This is a genomic window from Sporofaciens sp. JLR.KK001, from assembly GCF_036941055.1.
Lineage (GTDB): Bacteria > Bacillota > Clostridia > Lachnospirales > Lachnospiraceae > Sporofaciens.
Genome location: NZ_JAYMNO010000001.1, coordinates 2,738,451 through 2,757,697, shown reverse-complemented (window position 1 = coordinate 2,757,697; position 19,247 = coordinate 2,738,451). Strand labels below are relative to the sequence as shown.

Annotated in this window: 25 protein-coding genes; all 25 read right to left on the bottom strand. The window is 48.1% G+C overall.

From position 1 onward, the window contains the following. Position 1: 1 nt before the first annotated feature. Complete coding sequence (locus VSQ62_RS14250; protein ID WP_334635498.1) at positions 2 to 376, bottom strand: hypothetical protein; 375 nt, start codon at positions 374 to 376, stop codon at positions 2 to 4. Continuing rightward, positions 373 to 543, bottom strand: coding sequence for a hypothetical protein (locus VSQ62_RS14245; RefSeq protein WP_016301290.1), 171 nt, complete (start codon positions 541 to 543; stop codon positions 373 to 375). The genes VSQ62_RS14250 and VSQ62_RS14245 overlap by 4 nt, the downstream gene beginning before the upstream one ends. Then, positions 543 to 1,034 (bottom strand): hypothetical protein, encoded by a 492-nt coding sequence (locus VSQ62_RS14240; protein WP_334635497.1) that lies wholly within the window; start codon positions 1,032 to 1,034, stop codon positions 543 to 545. The genes VSQ62_RS14245 and VSQ62_RS14240 overlap by 1 nt, the downstream gene beginning before the upstream one ends. An 18-nt stretch (positions 1,035 to 1,052) precedes the next feature. Further along, a complete protein-coding gene (locus tag VSQ62_RS14235; RefSeq protein ID WP_016301288.1) occupies positions 1,053 to 1,385 on the bottom strand; it encodes a hypothetical protein in 333 nt (110 codons plus the stop codon). Positions 1,386 to 1,401: 16 nt separating this feature from the next. Continuing rightward, entirely contained in the window at positions 1,402 to 2,568 is a 1,167-nt protein-coding gene (locus VSQ62_RS14230) for a phage tail protein (protein ID WP_334635496.1), read from the bottom strand. A 40-nt stretch (positions 2,569 to 2,608) separates the two neighbouring features. Then, a complete protein-coding gene (locus VSQ62_RS14225) occupies positions 2,609 to 3,766 on the bottom strand; it encodes a baseplate assembly protein (protein ID WP_334635495.1) in 1,158 nt (385 codons plus the stop codon). Next, positions 3,756 to 4,070 carry a hypothetical protein gene (locus tag VSQ62_RS14220; protein WP_016301285.1) on the bottom strand — a complete coding sequence of 105 codons (315 nt, stop codon included), beginning with the start codon at positions 4,068 to 4,070 and terminating at the stop codon, positions 3,756 to 3,758. Before VSQ62_RS14220 ends, VSQ62_RS14225 begins: the two co-directional genes overlap by 11 nt. 12 nt (positions 4,071 to 4,082) lie before the next feature. Then, positions 4,083 to 4,472: a phage tail protein gene (locus VSQ62_RS14215; RefSeq protein ID WP_031276528.1), complete on the bottom strand. Its 390-nt coding sequence runs from the start codon at positions 4,470 to 4,472 to the stop codon at positions 4,083 to 4,085. Positions 4,473 to 4,489: 17 nt separating this feature from the next. Then, a complete protein-coding gene (locus tag VSQ62_RS14210) occupies positions 4,490 to 4,948 on the bottom strand; it encodes a phage baseplate assembly protein V (protein WP_016301283.1) in 459 nt (152 codons plus the stop codon). 16 nt (positions 4,949 to 4,964) lie between these two features. After that, positions 4,965 to 6,230, bottom strand: a complete 1,266-nt coding sequence (locus VSQ62_RS14205; protein ID WP_016301282.1) for a LysM peptidoglycan-binding domain-containing protein — start codon at positions 6,228 to 6,230, stop codon at positions 4,965 to 4,967. Between the two features lie 3 nt (positions 6,231 to 6,233). Then, a complete protein-coding gene (locus VSQ62_RS14200; RefSeq protein ID WP_016301281.1) occupies positions 6,234 to 6,443 on the bottom strand; it encodes a tail protein X in 210 nt (69 codons plus the stop codon). 15 nt (positions 6,444 to 6,458) lie between these two features. Then, positions 6,459 to 10,016 carry a phage tail tape measure protein gene (locus VSQ62_RS14195; protein ID WP_334635494.1) on the bottom strand — a complete coding sequence of 1,186 codons (3,558 nt, stop codon included), beginning with the start codon at positions 10,014 to 10,016 and terminating at the stop codon, positions 6,459 to 6,461. A 129-nt stretch (positions 10,017 to 10,145) separates the two neighbouring features. Beyond that, on the bottom strand, positions 10,146 to 10,580 hold the full coding sequence (locus VSQ62_RS14190; protein ID WP_016301279.1) for a phage tail assembly protein: 435 nt from the start codon (positions 10,578 to 10,580) through the stop codon (positions 10,146 to 10,148). A 74-nt stretch (positions 10,581 to 10,654) separates the two neighbouring features. Next, positions 10,655 to 11,170 carry a phage major tail tube protein gene (locus tag VSQ62_RS14185; protein WP_016301278.1) on the bottom strand — a complete coding sequence of 172 codons (516 nt, stop codon included), beginning with the start codon at positions 11,168 to 11,170 and terminating at the stop codon, positions 10,655 to 10,657. After that, positions 11,170 to 12,645, bottom strand: a complete 1,476-nt coding sequence (locus tag VSQ62_RS14180; protein WP_334635493.1) for a phage tail sheath family protein — start codon at positions 12,643 to 12,645, stop codon at positions 11,170 to 11,172. Before VSQ62_RS14180 ends, VSQ62_RS14185 begins: the two co-directional genes overlap by 1 nt. A 6-nt stretch (positions 12,646 to 12,651) precedes the next feature. After that, positions 12,652 to 12,921, bottom strand: coding sequence for a hypothetical protein (locus VSQ62_RS14175; protein ID WP_334635492.1), 270 nt, complete (start codon positions 12,919 to 12,921; stop codon positions 12,652 to 12,654). After that, positions 12,914 to 13,384, bottom strand: a complete 471-nt coding sequence (locus VSQ62_RS14170) for a hypothetical protein (RefSeq protein ID WP_334635491.1) — start codon at positions 13,382 to 13,384, stop codon at positions 12,914 to 12,916. The genes VSQ62_RS14175 and VSQ62_RS14170 overlap by 8 nt, the downstream gene beginning before the upstream one ends. 7 nt (positions 13,385 to 13,391) lie before the next feature. Then, positions 13,392 to 13,979: a phage tail protein gene (locus VSQ62_RS14165; protein WP_016301274.1), complete on the bottom strand. Its 588-nt coding sequence runs from the start codon at positions 13,977 to 13,979 to the stop codon at positions 13,392 to 13,394. Then, a complete protein-coding gene (locus VSQ62_RS14160) occupies positions 13,976 to 14,302 on the bottom strand; it encodes a hypothetical protein (protein ID WP_334635490.1) in 327 nt (108 codons plus the stop codon). Before VSQ62_RS14160 ends, VSQ62_RS14165 begins: the two co-directional genes overlap by 4 nt. A gap of 1 nt (position 14,303) precedes the next feature. Beyond that, a complete protein-coding gene (locus VSQ62_RS14155; RefSeq protein ID WP_334635489.1) occupies positions 14,304 to 14,723 on the bottom strand; it encodes a hypothetical protein in 420 nt (139 codons plus the stop codon). Between the two features lie 3 nt (positions 14,724 to 14,726). Further along, positions 14,727 to 15,761: a major capsid protein gene (locus VSQ62_RS14150; RefSeq protein ID WP_016301271.1), complete on the bottom strand. Its 1,035-nt coding sequence runs from the start codon at positions 15,759 to 15,761 to the stop codon at positions 14,727 to 14,729. A 16-nt stretch (positions 15,762 to 15,777) separates the two neighbouring features. Continuing rightward, complete coding sequence (locus VSQ62_RS14145) at positions 15,778 to 16,155, bottom strand: hypothetical protein (RefSeq protein WP_334635488.1); 378 nt, start codon at positions 16,153 to 16,155, stop codon at positions 15,778 to 15,780. Further along, the gene (locus VSQ62_RS14140; RefSeq protein ID WP_334635487.1) at positions 16,152 to 17,378 is read right to left on the bottom strand and encodes a head maturation protease, ClpP-related; all 1,227 of its coding nucleotides are present in this window, start codon (positions 17,376 to 17,378) and stop codon (positions 16,152 to 16,154) included. The genes VSQ62_RS14145 and VSQ62_RS14140 overlap by 4 nt, the downstream gene beginning before the upstream one ends. Next, positions 17,308 to 18,993: a phage portal protein gene (locus VSQ62_RS14135; protein ID WP_334635486.1), complete on the bottom strand. Its 1,686-nt coding sequence runs from the start codon at positions 18,991 to 18,993 to the stop codon at positions 17,308 to 17,310. The genes VSQ62_RS14140 and VSQ62_RS14135 overlap by 71 nt, the downstream gene beginning before the upstream one ends. 17 nt (positions 18,994 to 19,010) lie before the next feature. Further along, a complete protein-coding gene (locus VSQ62_RS14130) occupies positions 19,011 to 19,247 on the bottom strand; it encodes a DUF6148 family protein (RefSeq protein ID WP_016301267.1) in 237 nt (78 codons plus the stop codon).

Here is a 19,247-nt window from a genome sequence, read left to right as displayed (position 1 = left end):
TTTAGAATACACCTTCTTTCAGGGCGAACAAAGTCACTGTCACATTCTCCATAGAAAACGGAAGCGGTTCGCGTTTTGTGATTGTTTTGTTGAAATATCCGGCGCCGGTGTCGTCGTCCTCTGCCGGCTCCACATAATCAGGATTCGGAACTTCCGTTTCGTCGTATTTCCTGGCCGGAATGTCTACCTGGGCCACGTAATAAGCGCCGGCGCCGGTATTCAGGCGCCCGAAGGCGTCCGAAGTAATGTCGATATGGACGTCGTGATCCGCTTCACTCTTTTTCAGATTCAGCATGATCTGATCGTCGAAATTGATCCAGGTTCCCGATTCTTCATAGTGAATCTTCGGGCCTTCGTTTGCTTCGATAATTTTCATCGCGTTATACCTACCTCTCTTTTTACTTCGTTCATTCTGGCGTTGATTTCCTCTGCATACTCCCGATTCAGCCGATCGGAATTTTCAGGGGAACCGCCGCCAAACTGCCGTAAAATATTAGCTTCCTGGGCGCGTCGTTCGTCTGATTTAACAATTATGCCAACCATTAGTACAAGCCCCCTATCACATGAAGTTTCAAGGTCACGTTTTTAGCGCTCCCTGAATAGCATACCTTGAAGGCGTTCAAGGCTTTTCCGTACACTTCGACGTTTTCGACCGGGCCGTCAGCTTCGATAATCTCCGTTTCGACCGTATAATCGGAATTATTCGCCGGGCGCGGAAGTGTAACCGTTTTTTCGGCGCTTGTCGCCGGATATTTCATTGTGTTTTTAAGATCGACCGTCAAAATCTGGCCGCGCACATCGTCAAGCGATTCCTGGACTAACCGAAGATTCATTGACACGAACCCAACAATCAGGGCATTTTCCAGAACTCCGAAATCCATGTTTCCGAAGTTCCTTTTGCTCTGTTGTGTGCCTTTTTTCTCGACTTCGCCAGGCGCCGGCGCCCAGTTATACAGACCGTTCCCCAGGCTTTCAACGGATACGCGCCGGGGATACTGGACGATACGATCTTCCCAAAATACCGGGATATACATTTTTCTTCACCTTCCCTTCTAACTCTTTGCCGAAGTCTGGACGATTTTCAGGGTATAGCGGTACTGAATCCCTTCGTCAAATTCCGCCTTGTTTAAATTCTCATTTCCGCCGGCCCACATAAAGCCGTCCCGATGATAAAAGCGGATCCCGTTGATTTCGTCCGGCGCTTCGTGATCGAACATTACATAGATAGCGACGCGGCCGTCCGGTAATGTTTCCACCTTTTCGATCGGGATTTTCGACCAGGTTTCGCCGGATCTGTACTCCGCATAAGCGATAACTTTTTTAATATATTCCTTTATGTCTTCCAGCGCTTCGGCCGTCAAAGGAATATAGCTTGCTTCTGTCATGCTTCCAAACTCCTTTCTATTCTTCCGCGGCGTATTTGTCCGCGTCAGTGTTATAATATAAGTCATAGCCGGTACTTTCCCCAGCCGCGGAAACGCCGCTTTCCGTGCCGGAAAATCCGACCGAAGGATCGGGAATTGTCCCGGTTTCGGTGTAGACGGTTGAACCCGTCCCGGATTCGCCTTCAAGCCCGACTTGAACTTCGTTAAATTGTGCGCCGACGGAAATATCCGGCGTGGTTCCGGTTTCCTGATAAACCGTTGAACCCGTCCCGGATTCGCCTTCAATATCGACTTCGGCTTCGGCAAACTGGCCGCCGACGGAAATATCCGGCGCCGTCCCCGATTCTGCTTCGCTGTCCGAAGAATAGACAGAAAAGCCTTCTTCGGAAGCGGCCTGAATGTCGATCTGGCCGTCGGTAAATGCCGCGCCGACGGAAATATCCGGCGCGGTTCCTGATTCTGTTTCGCTGTCCGAAGAATAGACAGAAAAGCCTTCTTCGGAAGCGGCCTGAAAATCAATCTGGTTTTCTACAAGCGCGGCGCCGACGGAAATATCCGGCGTGGTTCCAGCGTTTGTATATACTGTATTTGCGCTATCGCTGGCACCTTCCAGCGTGATATTCACTTCGGAAGGCAAGAATCCGACTTCTGTATTCGGATAAGTGCCACATTCAAATTCGCCGCAAAACGTATAAACAAAAGATTGAAATTCCGAAATCTGCTTGAATATCAGTTTTATTCCATTTTGAAAAACCATGTAATCGAAGCGCGAACGCGCATTTTTTACCTGGTTTAAATATTTCAAAAATTCCTTGATTGACGTCTGCGTGACTTCGGTTCCGACGGCGATCCGAAAATGAAAAGGTTCGCCGGCATAGGTGAACCATTCTTCGACGGAAGTATTTTCATTTCCGAATACCGTGTCAATCATTTCTTCCATCGCCTGGCGCGTCCCAAGTTTCATATACCAATAAATAGAATTTCGGATCATGTTTCGCTTTACGCTGGGCGCAAGGGAAGGACTGTAAAATAAAACACGGTTTTCGACCGCCAGAAAGTCAAGTTTATCGTCAGACACGGATTCCAGATCCGCCCATATATAAACACGCCGCACGCGGTCAAAATATTTCTTTTTCTGCACGTCGAAGGCATATGAAAGGGCGATTCTTTCAGGCGTCTTCATTTCGGACGGAAGCGCGTTTTCTGTCCGGTAATCTGCAAGTTTAATCATCTTCTATTCCGCCATATGTAAATTCAACCGTTTTTTCCATAGCGATCGACGTTTCGGGAATCGGCGTAAATACCGGCGAAGTTATCACAACGCGCTTTCCGCCGGCGGCGCGAACAAATTCCGTCAATGCGTCCGGGTTTATGTCCCGGCCGATCTTCGTCCTCTGCCAGTTTAAGTATGTTTCTTTTGCGGCTTCAATGGATTCCTGAATCACCTTGATATTGTTCAAGTCGCTTCGTGCGATATAGTAAACCGCTTTCAGGTTATAATTCACCACATCAGGCGCCGCCACAAGATCATTGTCTGTTAGCGGTATGATCGGATTTTCCCGTAAATATTCCAGGCAACCGGAACAAAACGTCTTGCTGGGAAGGGCGCCGCCAACCAGAAGGATCCGAATATCAACGACCGCTTCCGTCGGTTCATATATTTTCACATCTTCAATCGCGGCGCTGTTGTACTGCTTTACCCAGTATTCGTAAGCGTCCGCCGGGCCGGCCACGGAATAAGAAGAAGGCGCTAGGAAGATTCTTTCCCGGAAGCTGTCTTCGGATTCTTCGCCGGTTCCGCCGTCTGATTTTGTAATATTCGATACACTGGAAACATAAGGAACCGGATCGACGATCGTTTCAATCTGTCCAACAATATATTCATTCCCGACTTCCCCGACGGTTTCACACGTACAGTCAACATCGACGAAGGAATCGCCAGCTTTTACTTCCGCGTAATCATCAGTAGCAAAATACACGCCATCGCCGGCCGTGATTCTGGTTCCTTGCGGAATATAGATCACGTCCTTTCTTATCTCCGAAAGTGTGAACCGCGCCGTCACAACTGCCGGTTTCGGCTCCTGAATAAAGGTTTTCTTGAAGGCGCCTAAATGCCGCAAGAAATTCCCCTTTGAGTATTTCAAAAGATTCATTTTCGCCGCATTATCTAATATTTGATACATTTGAAAGTATTGACCGGCTTCTATCCTTAAATGGATATGTTCTTTGTCGCCAGGGCGAAGCGTAACCTTCCGGCCGGTTGCTTCCTGATACTTCTTTTCATAGTCGGCGATCATTTCATTCAAAATTTTTTCGTATGATATATCATCGACAAAGGAAATATCAGGCAAATTATAAAGTTTTGAAATTTCATTCTGCATTGTATGTAAGCACCACCTTCGGAATCATATTTCCGGCGCCGCCGGAAGCTATAAATGATACTTCTTCCACGCTTGCGCGTGGTTCAAATTCTTCTATTAGTTCAATCGCACTTATTGTATAAAGATTCTGCGCGATATAGGCCGGGCTTGAAATAATATCAGGATCCAGCCCGATTTCCCGGTTATTCGGGATTGTGCCTTTTATACAAGTCAAAAGAAAAAGGGCCTTTTCAAGAATTTCTTCCCGAAGTTCCCTTTCATAGACACTATTTATAATAATCTGAACGTCGTCTATTATTAACACAATATCACCGCCTTACAGATATTCTTTCGCCGTGACTGTAATCGCAACGGAAACAAGTTCGCCGTGATTCCAGACTTCTTTATAATCTTCGTCTATTCCGGTTATAACCCATTTTCCGCCGCCGACTTTGTGTCCGCCCAGGACGAAAGAATTTACAACCCCTTGTTCACACATCAAGGTTATTTTGTGAACCATGCTCCAGGGCCGGACGCCGTGACCGGCGATAAATTTCATTTCAAAAGTTACGCCCTGGTTCTGCGGCCCTTCAAACTCCAATTCGGATTTTTTTCTATATCGCTTGTGTTCAGAATATGACGCCGAAATTGTCCTTTTTAAATTGTTAAATGTGCAAATTCTTCTATCGTTTGTTTCAAATATCACTTCGCCGAAATAGCCTATCAAACAGAATCACCCCATTTCTACCCCGGATAACTGCCGTCAACGGTCAAATTTCCGCCCACATGGACGTTTCCGGTTGTTTTTATCGACTTTGCTTCAATAGCGCCGTCAACGGTCAAATCACCGGCTATATTCAGCGATTCCACGTGTACAGAATCGCTTACAATGTCAAGCCGCTTTTCTTCTCGATCGTATCTGATATAGCTTCCGTCGCCGAAGTCTTTCCGCCAGATCCCGGCCACGCCTTCGACGGGCCGGTTTCCGGTTGTGTAAGGCGGAACAAGTATCATTCCGCGCGTTCCGCCGTTCTGTAAGTGAATAACATAAACCATTGTGTCAATCTCTGGCGGATTCCATTCATTAGACCATAAAGGCATGAAGGGTGACAAAGAATTATCCCGATCCTTATAAACGACCTGGGCCGTTCCCTCTGCATGGTTCACGGCCGATATATAGCCGACGCGCACAACGTCAGACATTTTCTTGTCCCCCTCTCTATCCTGGTATGGTTAGTGTCGTCCCCGGATAAATCCAATGTCCGTTACTGGACGAAGATTTCCCGTGTGATTTTGCCGCGGATTCGATAACGCTTGAATTTGCGTTGTAAATCTGCATATACTTTGCGCCGGATCCTAAATGGTTTGTGCTGATTTTCCAAAGGGTATCACCCGATACAATCGTATAGGTTTTAGCCTTCGTCGAAGGATCCGCCGCCTTCTTTGTAGTGCTTCCAGAAGCGACCGTCGCAACCGTAACGCCTTTTACAATAATACACAAGTGCATATCCAGCGAACAAAAATAACCGCCGCCGGCGTTCTTTTCGTGCGTGACGGTATCAATATAATATTTCCCGTCCAGCTTCCCGAAGCCGGTCATTTTTACGCACTTGCTGGATATATATTTCGTGTCCCCCTTGACTTTTACATTCATCGTCTGGCATTGTCTGTTATGTTCAAGCAATTTCGCCTTTGCCTTGACTTCGGCGTCTTGAAGGCTTTCGGCTGTTTCGTTCAGCTTCAGGATCCGGCTTCCGTCTTGCAACATGAATTTATATGTCAAGGTCTGATTCTTCTTTGAATCGGTATAAGAAATCGAAACGCCGTCATAAGCGCGTGTCATTCCTTTTTTTGCCGACCATGATTCGGTTTCCGTCCGGTCAATCGAAAGGGACGTCCCCTTCTTCTCATACTCCACACTATCAAAGACAACTATTTTCCGGTTGTATAATTTCATTGCCAGATTGTAGGAAGAACAAAGATTAAAGGCGAATGAAATATCTTCCTGATTCGATTGTTCCAGTTCATCGACCGGATAATCTTGACCGGAAAAGAAAAGCCCGACGCCGGCTTTTTTTGCGATTTCTGAAAGGATTCCTTTCACCGACGTTTTCTTCCAGGTCTTCGATTTCTTTGTGACGTTGAAGTCTGTATTGATCGGCGTCGTTATGCCGCCGACGGAAGCCGTTGAAGGCGGCCCCGAAAAACTCAAATCATCAATCAGGAAATATCCACAATTAAATTTCCGGTTGTCGCCTTCCTTCTTCCAGTTTGTCAGTTTGATAATTGTTTCGACATAATCCCCCTGAACGGGGATCCAGCTTCCCGACCACTTTCCGCTTCTGTTATTCAGCTTCAAAGTCACCGTGTCGGCCGTTCCACTGGCATGATCCACATACTGAAAACTTTCGATATAGTCAGTAATTGTCTTTGTTATGTCGTTACCGTTATATAATACAGTTACGGAAGATTGACGCGCCTTCATGCTTTACAATCTCCATTCCGGGACGTCTTCTTCGTCTTCTTCCGGCAATTTCGGGATATAAACCTTCGTTCCGGCCGAAAAGACGTAAATTTCCAGCAAATCGGCGTTATTTTGAAGAAGAAGGCCGATATATTTCACGTCCCCGTAAAACTGATAGGCGATTGAATCCCACATATCGCCTTGTACCGTGGTATATATCCGGTTTTCGTCCATATATCAGGCCCCCTTTCATGCCGGCGCGAACGAAGTCCGCTGATTCTGCCGGTTGTATTCCGCCATCATTTGATTAAATTTCTCCTGGGACATATCAAGCGCCGACTGAACGTCTTCTTTGCTCGCGTTCCCCTGGATAATCACTTGCGGCGAATAGACGATCCGTTGTGAATCGTCCGTTGAACTCGTTTCGCTGGTTCTGTTCACGGTGTTATTATTGTTTATTGTGTTATAAAGTTCTTTTGTGACGGATCCGCCTTCCTGGCCTACCGCCTGGCCGCCTTCGACTAACTGTTTGATTCTTCCGAACATATCCGCGGCGCCGCTTGCTTCCGGCTGGCTCCCGACCACGCCGGCGACGACCGATTTCATGTTTGACCATAATTCAGAAAGAGGAAGGACAGCTTCTTTTCCAGCTTCGCCGCCGCCCAAAAGGGAACCGCCGTTCGCGCCAAAGATCGTCGGCCCCGTCAGGATTCCGCCGTCTTTGTACCACTCGACGCCGATTTTCGGAATCGAAGGCGGCGAAAGTGAGAAGGAACCGCTTATTGAAAAATGCGGCAACTTAATTTTCGGAAGCGATAAGTGGCAACCAGAAAAGAAATTCTTGATCGCGTTCAGCCCGTTTTGTACGGTCTGTTTTGCCGCTTCCAGTTTCGACGATATTCCGCTTTTGATTTCTTCAAATTTTGAAGTTGCGGCTTGCTTCGCCGCGTCCAGTTTTGAAGCAAAGGCGGATCTGATAGATTCCAGTTTTCCGCCAGTTAATGTGTTCACGGCCGACATAGCATTTGAAAAAGTTCCTTGTACGCCGGCCATCGTGCCGGCGACAATTCCTTTTATTCCGCCGCCGGCGTTCGTGTATGCTGTTTTCATGCTTTCCAGGTTTGAAGATACGTTTGAAACGACCTGGGACATAAAATTCCCTATTGTAGACTTCACGCTGTTAAAAGCGTTTGAAACGTTCGTTCCCACCGCGGACAATTTTTCACTGAATTTTGACCGCATTTCTTCCAATTTTCCGCCGGTCAAGTTGTTTATAAAGGAATATCCGGCTGTATAATAGCCCTTCACTCCCTCCATAGCGGCCGCGGCTATTCCCTTTATTCCGCCGCCGTGTTGCTCGTATGCCGACTTTATATTTGAAAGTTTTTCCGTGATTGTATCTTTCGCGGCCGAAAGAACGGTTCCGGCCTTCTCCTTGATCGAAGTCCAGGCGGCGGACGCCTTTTCTTTGATCGCCGTCAATTTTCCGCCCGTCGCGGTATCTATCGCATTGAACGCGCCGACAACAACGCCTTTCAGCGCATTAAGCGGCGCCAGCGCCAGCGAAGAAAGAGCCTTGAAGGCGCCAGAAAAGATATTTTTCAGCCCGTCAAGCGCTTTCGACCAATCGCCAGAAAAAACGCCGGTCACAAACTGAATGATCCCCTGGAATACCTGTTTCACGCCGTCGAATACGCCCGTCACGGTCTGCTTCCAACTCTCGAAAATTGAGGATATGAAAGCGAACGCGGCCGGAAATTTGTCGGCGAACGCCTGAATCGCGGCCGTGGCCTTCTCTTTCAGGTTGTTAAATACGCCGACGATCCATTGTCCCAACTGCGACGCTTTTTCTTTCACCGTGTCCCAGTTTTTATAAAGCAAAACGCCAATCGCCACAACCGCGGCAATCGCCAGGATAACAAGGCCGATCGGGCTTGTCAGGAAGGTAAAAGCGGCGCCAAGTGCCGAAGTGACGGCTGTTCCTACCGTACAAATCGCGTTCCATGCTGTCATAGCGGCCGTTTGCGCCCAGGTTGCGGCCGTGCTGGCTCCTTTCAAAATTGCGTCTTTCGCATATAAGGCGTGCAAATACAAAGTTTCCGCCTTATCCTTTACTTTCAGGGCGATATTTGCCAGCATAGCCTTCTTTTCTGCTATAAACACGGTTACAAGGGCCTTGACCGCCTTCGCCGCGTTCATGGTATCTTTTGCCAGCCCGACTATTTTCATGGACGCTATCGCGCCGGCAACGCCTATAATAATAGGTTTCAGCGCCCCCCATTCATTTAACTTCTGGTAGACCGTGGCCGCGGCTCCGATCACTTTCATAATAGCGCCAACAACCGACGGAAGGGCCGTTGTTGCAATAAAAGAAATGACGGGCTTCGCCTTTTCAAACGCTTCAAAAAATTTATCTTTCAGATCCAGGGCGACCGCGATCACCTTATCAATAGCCGGCTTGTTTTCCTCGATTTTTGCCTTGATATTTTCAAAGGCTGTTCTTCCGGTATTTGCCAGGAATTGAAACGCCGCGACGCCTTTATTTTTCACATCTTCCAGAATCGGACGAACCATTCCAAAGAAAGCGACGGCCTTATCCTTGAATGAAGCAATCGCCGGAACGGCCCTTTCTGATAGCGCCTGAATAAATCCGGTCACTTTTTCCGTGATTTTCGGTATATGATCGGCAACTGCGAAAATTGCGTCCTTCGCCATGGGCGCGAAGATTTTACACAATCGGATCTTCGCGTCGTCTACCGCGGAACCGAAAACCGCCATCGCGCCCGGTAAAGTGTCCGTCACTTTTCCGGCCATATCCATCATAGCGCCTTCCGCGTTGTATAGTTCATCGTTTAGGGCTTGCCACTCCGAACGGCCGTCCGCTGTTGTGGTATTCAATCCAGACAGAAGATCGTTCAGCGTGTCGATCTGCGTCTTTCCTCCGATAGCCGCAAGCGCGGCGTTCCGTTCTTCTTCTGTCAGGTCTTTTGTTGCTTCATTGACAAGTTGAAGGGTTTCTTGAAGCCCGATGAACTTCCCTTCGCTGTCAAAGGCGGAAATACCTAACTTCTTCATCATCGCGCCGGCCTGGCCGGTTCCCGATGTTAGGTTAATTAAAACAGTATTTAATTTGTTTCCGGCTTCTGATCCTTTGATTCCGCGGTTCGCCAGCACTCCAAGCGCCGTCGCGCTATCTTCCACGGATACGCCTAAATTGTTCAGGACGCCGCCACAACCGATATATGCTTCCATAAGCTGTTGCGCCGTCTGGTTTGATTTATTATTCGCCTTACACGCCACATCAAGATAGCCTGATAGTTCATCGACGGTAAGGCCCAACGCACTCATTGAATCAGTTACCAAATCGGAACACGTCGCCAGATCCATTCCAGTAGCTTCCGACAATCGAAGAACCGGTTCCAGGGCCGAAATAGAAGTGTTCACGTCCCAGCCGGCAAGGGCCATATATCCCAGGGCTTCGCTTGCTTCCGTTGCTGTTTTGGTTGTCTTTTTCCCCATTTCCAGGGCGGCGGCTTCCAGTTTTGCATATTCTTCGCCCGTTGCGCCGGCCGTGGCGGCCGTGTTCGCCATCGCTTGATCGAAATCTGCATAGACGGAAACGGCGTCTTTTACGAAATCGCCTATCTTTACCGCCGCAAACGCGGCCGTGGCAATTTTCGCGGCCGTTTTCGCGGCTTTTCCGATAGAATCCAGCTTCTTATTGACGCCGCCGACCGACTTTTCAAGGGAACTCTGTATTTTACCGCCGATTTCTAGCGCCAGTTCGTAAGTTGTTTTGTTTGCCAATTTCGCCCACTTCCTTTGCTATGTCGATAAAATCATCGACCGGAAGATCGGTAAAAAAGTCCATTCCGGTATTTGTCGCCATAGACAGATAAACCGAAGTTTTCTGAATGTCGCGGCCGGAATCATGCCTTATTCGTCTTTGTAGAAAAAACCCACGACAGCATTTTTGATCTTTTCCACCTCTCCGACCGGAAGATCCTCGAAGTATTCGGCCGGAAGGCCGGTGACTTTTGTTGCGACGATCTTTGCGTAAGTCGTCGTCGATTCAGGAACAAAGGAAGAAACGCCGGTCTTGTTGAAGGCTTTTTCGATCGCTGTCAAATCGCGGCCGCGAAGGTCTTCCAGGCCGTGAAGATCAAGTTCCGTGAAGGTTTCCCCGTCAAAGACATAGGGCTTTCTGAACTTGATAATAAGTTCGTCGTCGTCACCCTCTTTCGCCGGAAGAAGGGACGCGCCAGACGCGGCCGGGGACTGCGCGACCGGGATTTCCTGATTGTTCATTCCCTGGTTTTCGCCTTCGGCTCCGTTATAGTCTTCTCTGTTCATTTCCTGATAGTTTTCCATTTGCTCATTTCCTCGCTTTCTTTTTTGCATGATGAAGGCGGCGCCATGCCCGAAAGCATTTCGCCGCCTTTTGTTTAAATCTGGCTTCTAACCTTCTGTAAACGGTCAACGCCGTTTAACTTCCAGATCAGATTGAATTTATCCAGTTCAAGGACTGTCGCGCCGCCTATTGTGATTTTGCAATAGGTGATCTCCCGGACGACTTTCGGTTCGCCCTTGCCGCCTTTTTTCAGGGAACCAAGTTCAAACGATTTCACTTTTCCCTTCGTGGTGACGACAATCCCTTCATAGTCGTTTGTCTGCGTCGCCGTGTTCAAAACTTGCATAGATCCGCGATAGGTAATCATTCCGGTCTGGCATACAAAATCAAAGTATTCGCGGCCGATATTCTGGAAGGACGTTTCCGTTTCCAGGGAACCGAAGGAACCTTCGACCGCTTCTTCGATTTCTCCGCCAATGCCGGCGCCGTCGATCGTTTCGGTTAAATACTCGAAGCTGGGAAGCGCCACTTCGGAAGTCAGGCCGACGTATTTGTGACCGGAACCGTAGGCGTTAAAATTGTTTAATACCGTAGGAATTTTATATCCCATTATTCAGCACCCCCTTCAAGCGCGGCTTCGGTAATCGTGGGATCGAACTCGAAGACGTTTTCAATATCTTCCGCCGGCGCATATCCACCGATCCGCGTATGGAATTTGATATGTCCGTTCAGAATTTCATTGATCGGGTTTTCGTCGTGATCGAAGACGATTTCGCCGCCGGCTATATCGTCCGAACCCTGTAATCCGTTCAACTGCATATTGAAGCCAGACACAACTTCGTCGATCAGCCGATAATTTGTCAGGTCATCGACATTCTGGAAGAAGGACAACTTGAAATTATTTTCGATATAATCGAAAATCGTCACAATGTTGATCCACCGGTCAAGCGGATCCGTGGAAGACGGATAAGCCGCCGTATTATTCCCCCAGCACTTCCAGCCGTTGACATTGATCGCCGTCACGACGCCGCAAGCGTTCAGATAGTCGTTTGCTTCGTCCATTTCAAGGACGACTTCTTCCCCGTCTGCCGTATAAAGCCCGGTGATTTTAATATCCTTGTTTGACGGGGAACGGGACGGAACGCCGCCGTTATTTGCGGCCAAATACTCCATATGGGCCGCCATCTGCGCGGAATAGTAATATTTATAGTCCCCTACCCCTACAAGCGGCCACATGGGAATAGTGTCGCGGTCAGAACACGCGCTTTTATCCTTGTATTCCTTCACTTCTTCCATGCTGTCAGCCTTGCCTTCTGCGGTATCAAGATCAACAACGACCTTCGCCGTGAAAAGACTTGATATAAGCTGGGATTTTGCCGCAAGCGCCAGTTTTACGGCCGGAATATGCGACCAGCCAGGCGCAAGAAGAAGCGACGGAACGATCCCGAATTTCGGATATACGCGGCCGATCAGTTCCATTCCGGTTTTCTTCTTCGTTTCCACGTCATAGGAACCGATAATGTCTTCGTATGTTACCAGGGACGGATCAAGCTGGGCGAAGGTTGCTTTCAGGTTTTTTTCTGCCGCCGCGGCGCCCGTGGCTACAATCGCAACCGTGACGGTTCCGTCCGTGTTAAAGGACGCGATATAGTCTTCATCAGGTTTATACACTGTTTCGGACTCTCCGATCGAAGCGATCGAAAGTTTATCAAGCAAAATCCCCGTTTCGGGAATCTTCACTTTTCCGCCCTCGACGGCGTATTCCTTCGATAACTCCGCTTTCACGTGCTTTTCGGGATCCAGCACGTTAATCATAATCAGCGGCGCAACTCCGAACACATCAAAAGTCGCATACATGGACTGGCAAAGGGTATAATTTTTGAAGTCGGTACAATACCCCAGTCCGGCAATCGCGGCCGCTTTATTATGAAAAACAAACGGCTTGTTTACCGTGTCGTAAGGATCCGCGGCCAGGTTGACCGGCGCCGTTCCTATTACGCACTGTAAGCAACCGTCAGACGTAATCGGAACTGCTAATTGGGTGGGCCGGCGGCTCGTGCGGATTCCATGCTTATAATTAGACATACTCTTTTATTCTCCTTCCGTAATTTTTTTGACTTCCGCTTCTGAAAGTGCTTCGATCTTGTCGTAAGCGACCGCTTCGACCGTCCCTTCGGTGTCGATTGCGGTTTTAGCTTTCACAATATCAGAAAGCGGAACGATTAACTGTTTCACAATAGGCTTCTTCCCGGCCAGCTTTTCAAGCCTTTTGGGGATTCTGCCACTAAAAACGGCGCCGTATTTCACGACGCCGCGGATCGTAGGCCCTAAGTACATAACGGGCGATTCACTTTTAGTCATATTCTGTTTCCTCGATTTCTGGTTTTTCTAATGTCCATAATGTAGACATACCGCCGATAAACTTCGGATATGTGTCTTCTTCCTGGAATTTTTTTGTGAGTGGAAAGGCGATTCTGTACCGGCCATCAACAAGGCGTTTTTCCAGGAAGCGCTTTGAAAGACGGTTCAAAACGTTTGCAATATCAAAGTGGCCTTGTTTATTCGGGTTTTTATCATTTATGCCGACAAGGAAATAAATCGAACATATCAGATCATCGTCTTCCCCGTTGATCTGTTCTTCGTCCAGGCATACCAGGACATAGGGGAAATGTTCATCGTCATTTTTCCCTTTCTTCGCCGGTAAGTTCTGCGGATAGACATTGAATTTCATATATTCCCCGTCGTTATTGACCGAAGTATAATTTTTCAATTCTTCCTTCACTTCTTCGACAAGCGCCTTTTGAAGAAGAACGTCCGTCTGCAAGGTTCAATCACCCCTTCCGTAAAATATTATTGATTTCCGCGTCGATTCTCTTTTGAAGCGTTTCAGACGCTTCTTTGTTGATTTTAGACATAATGTCTTCATTCTTCACAATCTGCGGAACCGACGGGCCGTAAAGCTGTTTTATCGGAAGACTTTTTCCGTTTTTCCTGGTAAACACTCCGACGTGTCCCGATTTCATCACGGCGACAAAAGACTTCGGATCTCCGTCAAGCGGTTTTATTCCGCCGTCCTTTTTTACCCCGGCTTTATACACCCTGGGCGAACGTGATTTTCCGCGGTATCTTACCGGCGTTTTCGGTGATACTTTGTACTTTGACAGTTCTATTCCGCCGCCGGCGGAAATTGCCGCGGCTTTCAGGCTCCCTTTCGACGCTTTTGTGATTCTCACGGTTTTTTTTACATCAGAACTTGAAATATAGTATAGCTGGGAAGTTTCCTTCCCCATGTTCTTCTTCACGTTCTGAATCGCCCGATTGATCGCCCTGGATAATACAAGCGGCGTTTTGCTTTTAAAATTCCCCAGCCGCTTTTGTACTTCTTCAACGCTTGTAACTTTGATTTCGGAATAAATCAACTTTCATTCCCCCTCAAAATAATAGTGTAGCCGCCGAAGTCTTCCAGAATGTTTCCGATCGGATATGATTCACCGTCAAAGTCCATGATCTGCCCGATAACTGGTTCGGAATCCAGATACTTTTTCAGGATAAAAAATAGTTTTGCGTCTTCAAATATCCCGTCAGAATCAGCATTTTTCCCCAGGTTCAGCGCTAAAAGCGTGTCGTTATCAACAACAACCGGTACTTCTTTCCCGTCTATGTTGTGTAACTCGGCGAACTCATTCATGTTAAAGAATGTACTGTCAAAATCCTTTTCTAACTGATCTTTGAATGAACGCATTTCAAACGCCCTCGCCTTCTCCGTCTTCCTGGCTTTCCCCGGCTTCCTGGCTGTCTTCTCTCTCTCCGATCTGTTCTTCCTGGTAGTTGATGATTTCTTCCTGAAGGATCTTGACGCTTTTTTCCTTCCATTCTCTCAGGTCATAGCCGATAGACGCGGCATAGGCGACCAGTTCTTTTTTTGTTCGGATCTTCCTGATTTCGTCTTCGCTCTTTACCGCGCCGGGATCCATTTCGTCGAAGCCTTCAAATTCTTCTTCGTCTTCATCGGTAACGACTTCCGGCACGTCTGCCAGTTCGACAAACTTCTTTTCTTTCAGGAACGCCAGATCAACCGAAGAAATATCGGCCGGAAGGATAGAACCCGGCCGATACTCTTTTCCATTTGTCATAACAGTAACTTTTACTTTATATGCCGTCATAAATTAAGCCCCCTTTCTCGCATAAATGACAACCCAGGAAGCCACGTCAAACGGGCGCGGAAGCGGCCGGGAAGTAAGCCGAAGTTTTTCCACTTCGTCGTTTTCGTCCGCCCATTTCTTCGGGACAAGTTTTCCTTCGTAACTCTGCCACTTTTTATCTTCCATCTGCGTAACAAGGCCATATTCGATCTGGCCTTCTCCCGTGGAATGTCCCATAAGAACGGTTCCTTCTGGGATCATCGCTTCTTCTTCGCCTTCATCATTCAGGAACCATTCATCATAACTATAAATATCAAGATCCAGTTCTGCGATTCTCCCGTAAAACGTCAGGGCCGGATCAATGACGCGCGGTTCGATCACAATGTTTTTATACTTCAACATATTCATAGCTTTTTCGATGAACGGATTCGTGGTAAAATCTTCTATAACATCAGAAGAAAAAACCATAATGTCGGGCGCTCTTCCGGTGTCCTTAATGATCCGTTTCCGAAGTTTCCGAAGAAGAATCATAGGATCCACCGTGGCAATCGTCCACTGTTCATCAGCCGCCAGGACGACAATATTATCAAAACCAAAGTCGATCTGAACGTCAACGCCTTCTTCTTCGTCCACGACGTCGATTTTTCCTTCAAAAAGAATCTGCCGGCACATCCACTCTTTTCTTCTGGCGATAGATTCTTCCAAGTCTGTCATATCCTTCGCCAAAAGTTCGTTTTCGCGTTCTTCCGGCGTCCTCTGCGAATAGATATTTTCTCCGATCGCGCGTTTGGTAATATCGTCGATTGTCAGCACTCTTTCCGGCGCGATCTTCGGCGTAGTGAACTGATTCGTCCTGAATCCCTGGCGCGTGATAACCTTTCCGCCTTTTCTGGGACTTACAAAAGGCGCCATGATTCTTTTCCCTTTGCGGACGTCAAATTCCACCTTTTCGGTTATGTGCGTCTGTTCGCCAGGGAAAAAGGTTTTCTGTAAAAAAGTTCTTACGGGCGGCGTCTGATCGATCGCTTCCATCATTTCACGTGTTGTTAAGTCAGGCATTTTAAAACCCCCTTTTTTATTCATATTTCTGGACGTTACGAAGGAACAAAGAAACGGCCTTCATATCGTCTTCGTAAGTGTCAACAGTTGCACTTTCCGCAACGATCACCGCGGCGCGGTTAAAATTCCCCGTCTGATAGCACACGGCCGGGATATTGTCGCCGGCGGCGTCGGCTCCGGTGTCGGTATCGTCCGTAAGGATTCCGAAGATCTTCCCTTCAATATCTGCCGTCCCGGCAAGATAGCCGGCTTTTTCAGACTTGACAATCAGGGATCCGCGCTTCAAAACGCCCTGGCCGGCTTTCAACCCGATCCCCTCTTTCAGAATCGAGAAATCTTCGGAAGTAATTAAGGAATCCGGCGTAAACTCTCCGATCTGCTCAAACATTTTCATTCTCTTTTCCCCCTTCTTTTATCTTTTCCAAGAAACGAAGCGAAATTATTGACTTTTGCTTCGCTCTCCGCTTTTTTGTCTTCTTCTCCGCCGGATCCGGCGTTCGGCGTAGTCCCGACAGAAGAAGCGCCGGAATTTGTCAGATCATCGACTATATTATTTAACGTCTGCTGTCCGGCCTTGTTGTTTGCCTTCATCTGGGCCAGCGCAAGATCAGCGGCGGAAATCGGTTCATCATACTTCGCCCGTGTCAGCACGTCGTCAGGAATCCCGGCCGCGATTTCGTCGATCGCTTTCAGGCGTTCCCGTTCCGCTTTCACCGCGTCCGCCACGATCTGATCGACAAATTCGGGATAAACGCTTTTTAAATGCGCGGCGTCAGTAATAACCGGCGTCGTGTTTTTGGTTGATTCTTCACCCATGTTTTCATTTCCTTTCTGAATTGTTTTATTTGAAAAAGTTCCTTTGTCTTTCGGCGGCGTTATCGAAAGAGCCTGAACCTTTTTCCGAATGTTTTCAGGGACGGCAACTTCCAGATAGTTTTTAAAACTACACGGAACCCCGTTCACCGTGAACCGGTTAGAAAAAATATTGTCCTGGAATCCGGTTTCTATCACTTCATCGCAAAAACCGGCGTCAACTGCTTCCTGGCCCACATACCACGATTCGGCGTCCATTAACTGATTGATTTCTTCTTCCGTCTTATCAAGGCGATCCATATACGCGGTTGCTATGCTTTTCTTTACCTGATCCGTCACGTCTGCCAGTTTCAAAAGGTCTTCCGACGTATAGGAACCCCAAAGGGATATTGACGGATTGTGCGCCATAAGGATCGCATTTTTAGCGATTTTCCGCTTGTCGCAAGCCATTAAAATAATAGTTGCGGCGCTGGCACAAATCCCGATAATCGTTCCGGTGATCGTTGCTTTATTAAGAATCAGCGCGTTATATATCGCATTTGCCGCGAAAACATCACCGCCGCCGGACTGAATCAGTACGTTTATATTCTTCTTTTCCCCTAATGCGTTCAATTCGGCGATAAAGTCGCGGTATGTAACACAATCTTCATTCCACCAACTTTCCTCACTGGATATTTCGCCGAAAAGCTGTAATTCTGCCGTTTCATCGTCTTTATTGATGAAATTCCAGAATTTATTGATCCTCTGATTCTTCGGCGCCGTCGGTGTCGCTGTCTGATTCAGGATCCTTGTCTTCTTCTTCATCGGGTTTTTCACTCTCCTTTTCCCTGTTTTCTTCCGCGCTCCCAGGCGGCGCGGCGGCCGAAACAAGTCCGGCTTCTTTCATTAACTGATTTTCCCTGGCAAGCTGGGCGACGTTCGCGTCAAAATCCGTCCCCGTCATTTCGATAGATTCGCGCTGGCGCGTTGATACTCCGATCGCGATTCTCTTTTCTGCCGCGGTTGCTTCCTTCACCGGATCCAGCATACCTGGCGCCGGCCCGTTCCACTGGGCGCGGCAATACGCTTTCTTAATCGCCGGATCTAAAAAGAATCCCGGCGCCTTAATTCTTCCGTTTGCGATCGCTTCCGTCAGAAATATTTCATAAAGCGGTTGACAGAAATCAGCGGCCAGCCATTTTCTTTTCATTCTGAAAGCCTTCCACGCTTCCAGAAGGGCGGCGCGTGACGCCGAATAACTGGAATTGAACGATTTTATCAGTAATTCGACCGGTATTTCCAGCGCGGCGCCGACATACTTTGCAAGCGCTGTTGTGAAGGCGTCAAAATTGCTTGAAGGCCGCTTTGAATCTGCAATATCAATCTTTTCCCCAGGCTTTAAGACATTAACCATTCCAGGGCCTAATTCATAGTTAAGATCATCATCGGAAACGCGGTCTTCGTCGTCCAGAACCCCGGTAAACCCCATTTCGCCGGTGTTTCCTTCGGAAGTAATGAAGACAGTAAAAAAACCGTTGATAACGGCCGCCATCATTTCGGCTTCACCGTATCTTGTAAGCTGTTTTAATGATTCAATCACCGGCGCCAGATACGGAACCCCTCTGTATTGTTCCGCGCGTTCCGCTTCAAAAATCATTAAAACGTTCGGCGTTCCCGTCTTATCCCCGAAGGCTTTCACCCTCTGCCACTTTTTCGCCGCCCGAAGCTGGCTGTTCGGATATGTAGAACAAATATGATACGCGACCACGCGCCCAGCGTCCGTCACTTCAACGCCGTTAAATATCCGGTTCCCCGTCGTGCTTTCCGTCGCGTACAGATTGACCGCCGTTCCGCTTGTGTGCGGCGTTGATACACGGTCAGCTTCTATCAGGTGGACGCGCAAGCCATAAGGGAACGCCGGCGTCGGCCGTTCATACTCCACAAGGGCGCAAGCGTCGCCGTTCATCAGCCAGGACAGACACGCGACTTGCTGGATCTCATAAAAATTATTAACCCGTGTTGAATCACAAAATTTTGAATCCGCCCATAACTCAAATTCGCGTTCCGTGTTGCGTTGCCACTCTGCCGCCGCTTCCGGTGTCATTCTCAGGAAGGCCGCGTCGATTGTGCTTTTCAGCCGCAACCCTTCACCGACAATATTTGTTCGATTCGTCTTTATTGCCGATACTGCAAGCGGCGCCGACATATAAAGGCTTCTGGATCTCTGCCGAAGGATCGGAATGTTCCGGTCTATGTCTTCTTGTGGGGATTTACTCGACGCCAGCCAGCCGCGCATGGAATTTTTATTCCTGGACGCGCCGCTTTCATCATACCCAGAATTTTTAAATGACCGGATCAGTTCCAGCTTGATTCGGTCATTTTGACGCCGCAAGGCGGCCGAAGGATTGACGGCTTCGACAAACTTGTCTATGATATTCAATTTTCTTCACCGCCTTTCTAAATGTCACGCGGAAGAAATCGCGCCGCCTTGTTTTTTCCGCCGGTACTTTCCAGCGCTTCGATCTGCCCTTCCAGTTCCTTAATTGCCGCCCGTATGGTAGACAAATCGGCCCGTTTCAGGCTCTTTGTTCCGATCGTGTATTCCTGATTCAGAAGGACGGCTTCTTCGGCTTCATAATACATTTCAAGCCGCTTTTTATATCTTTCCAGGCGTTCTTTCTGCAATTTTCCCAT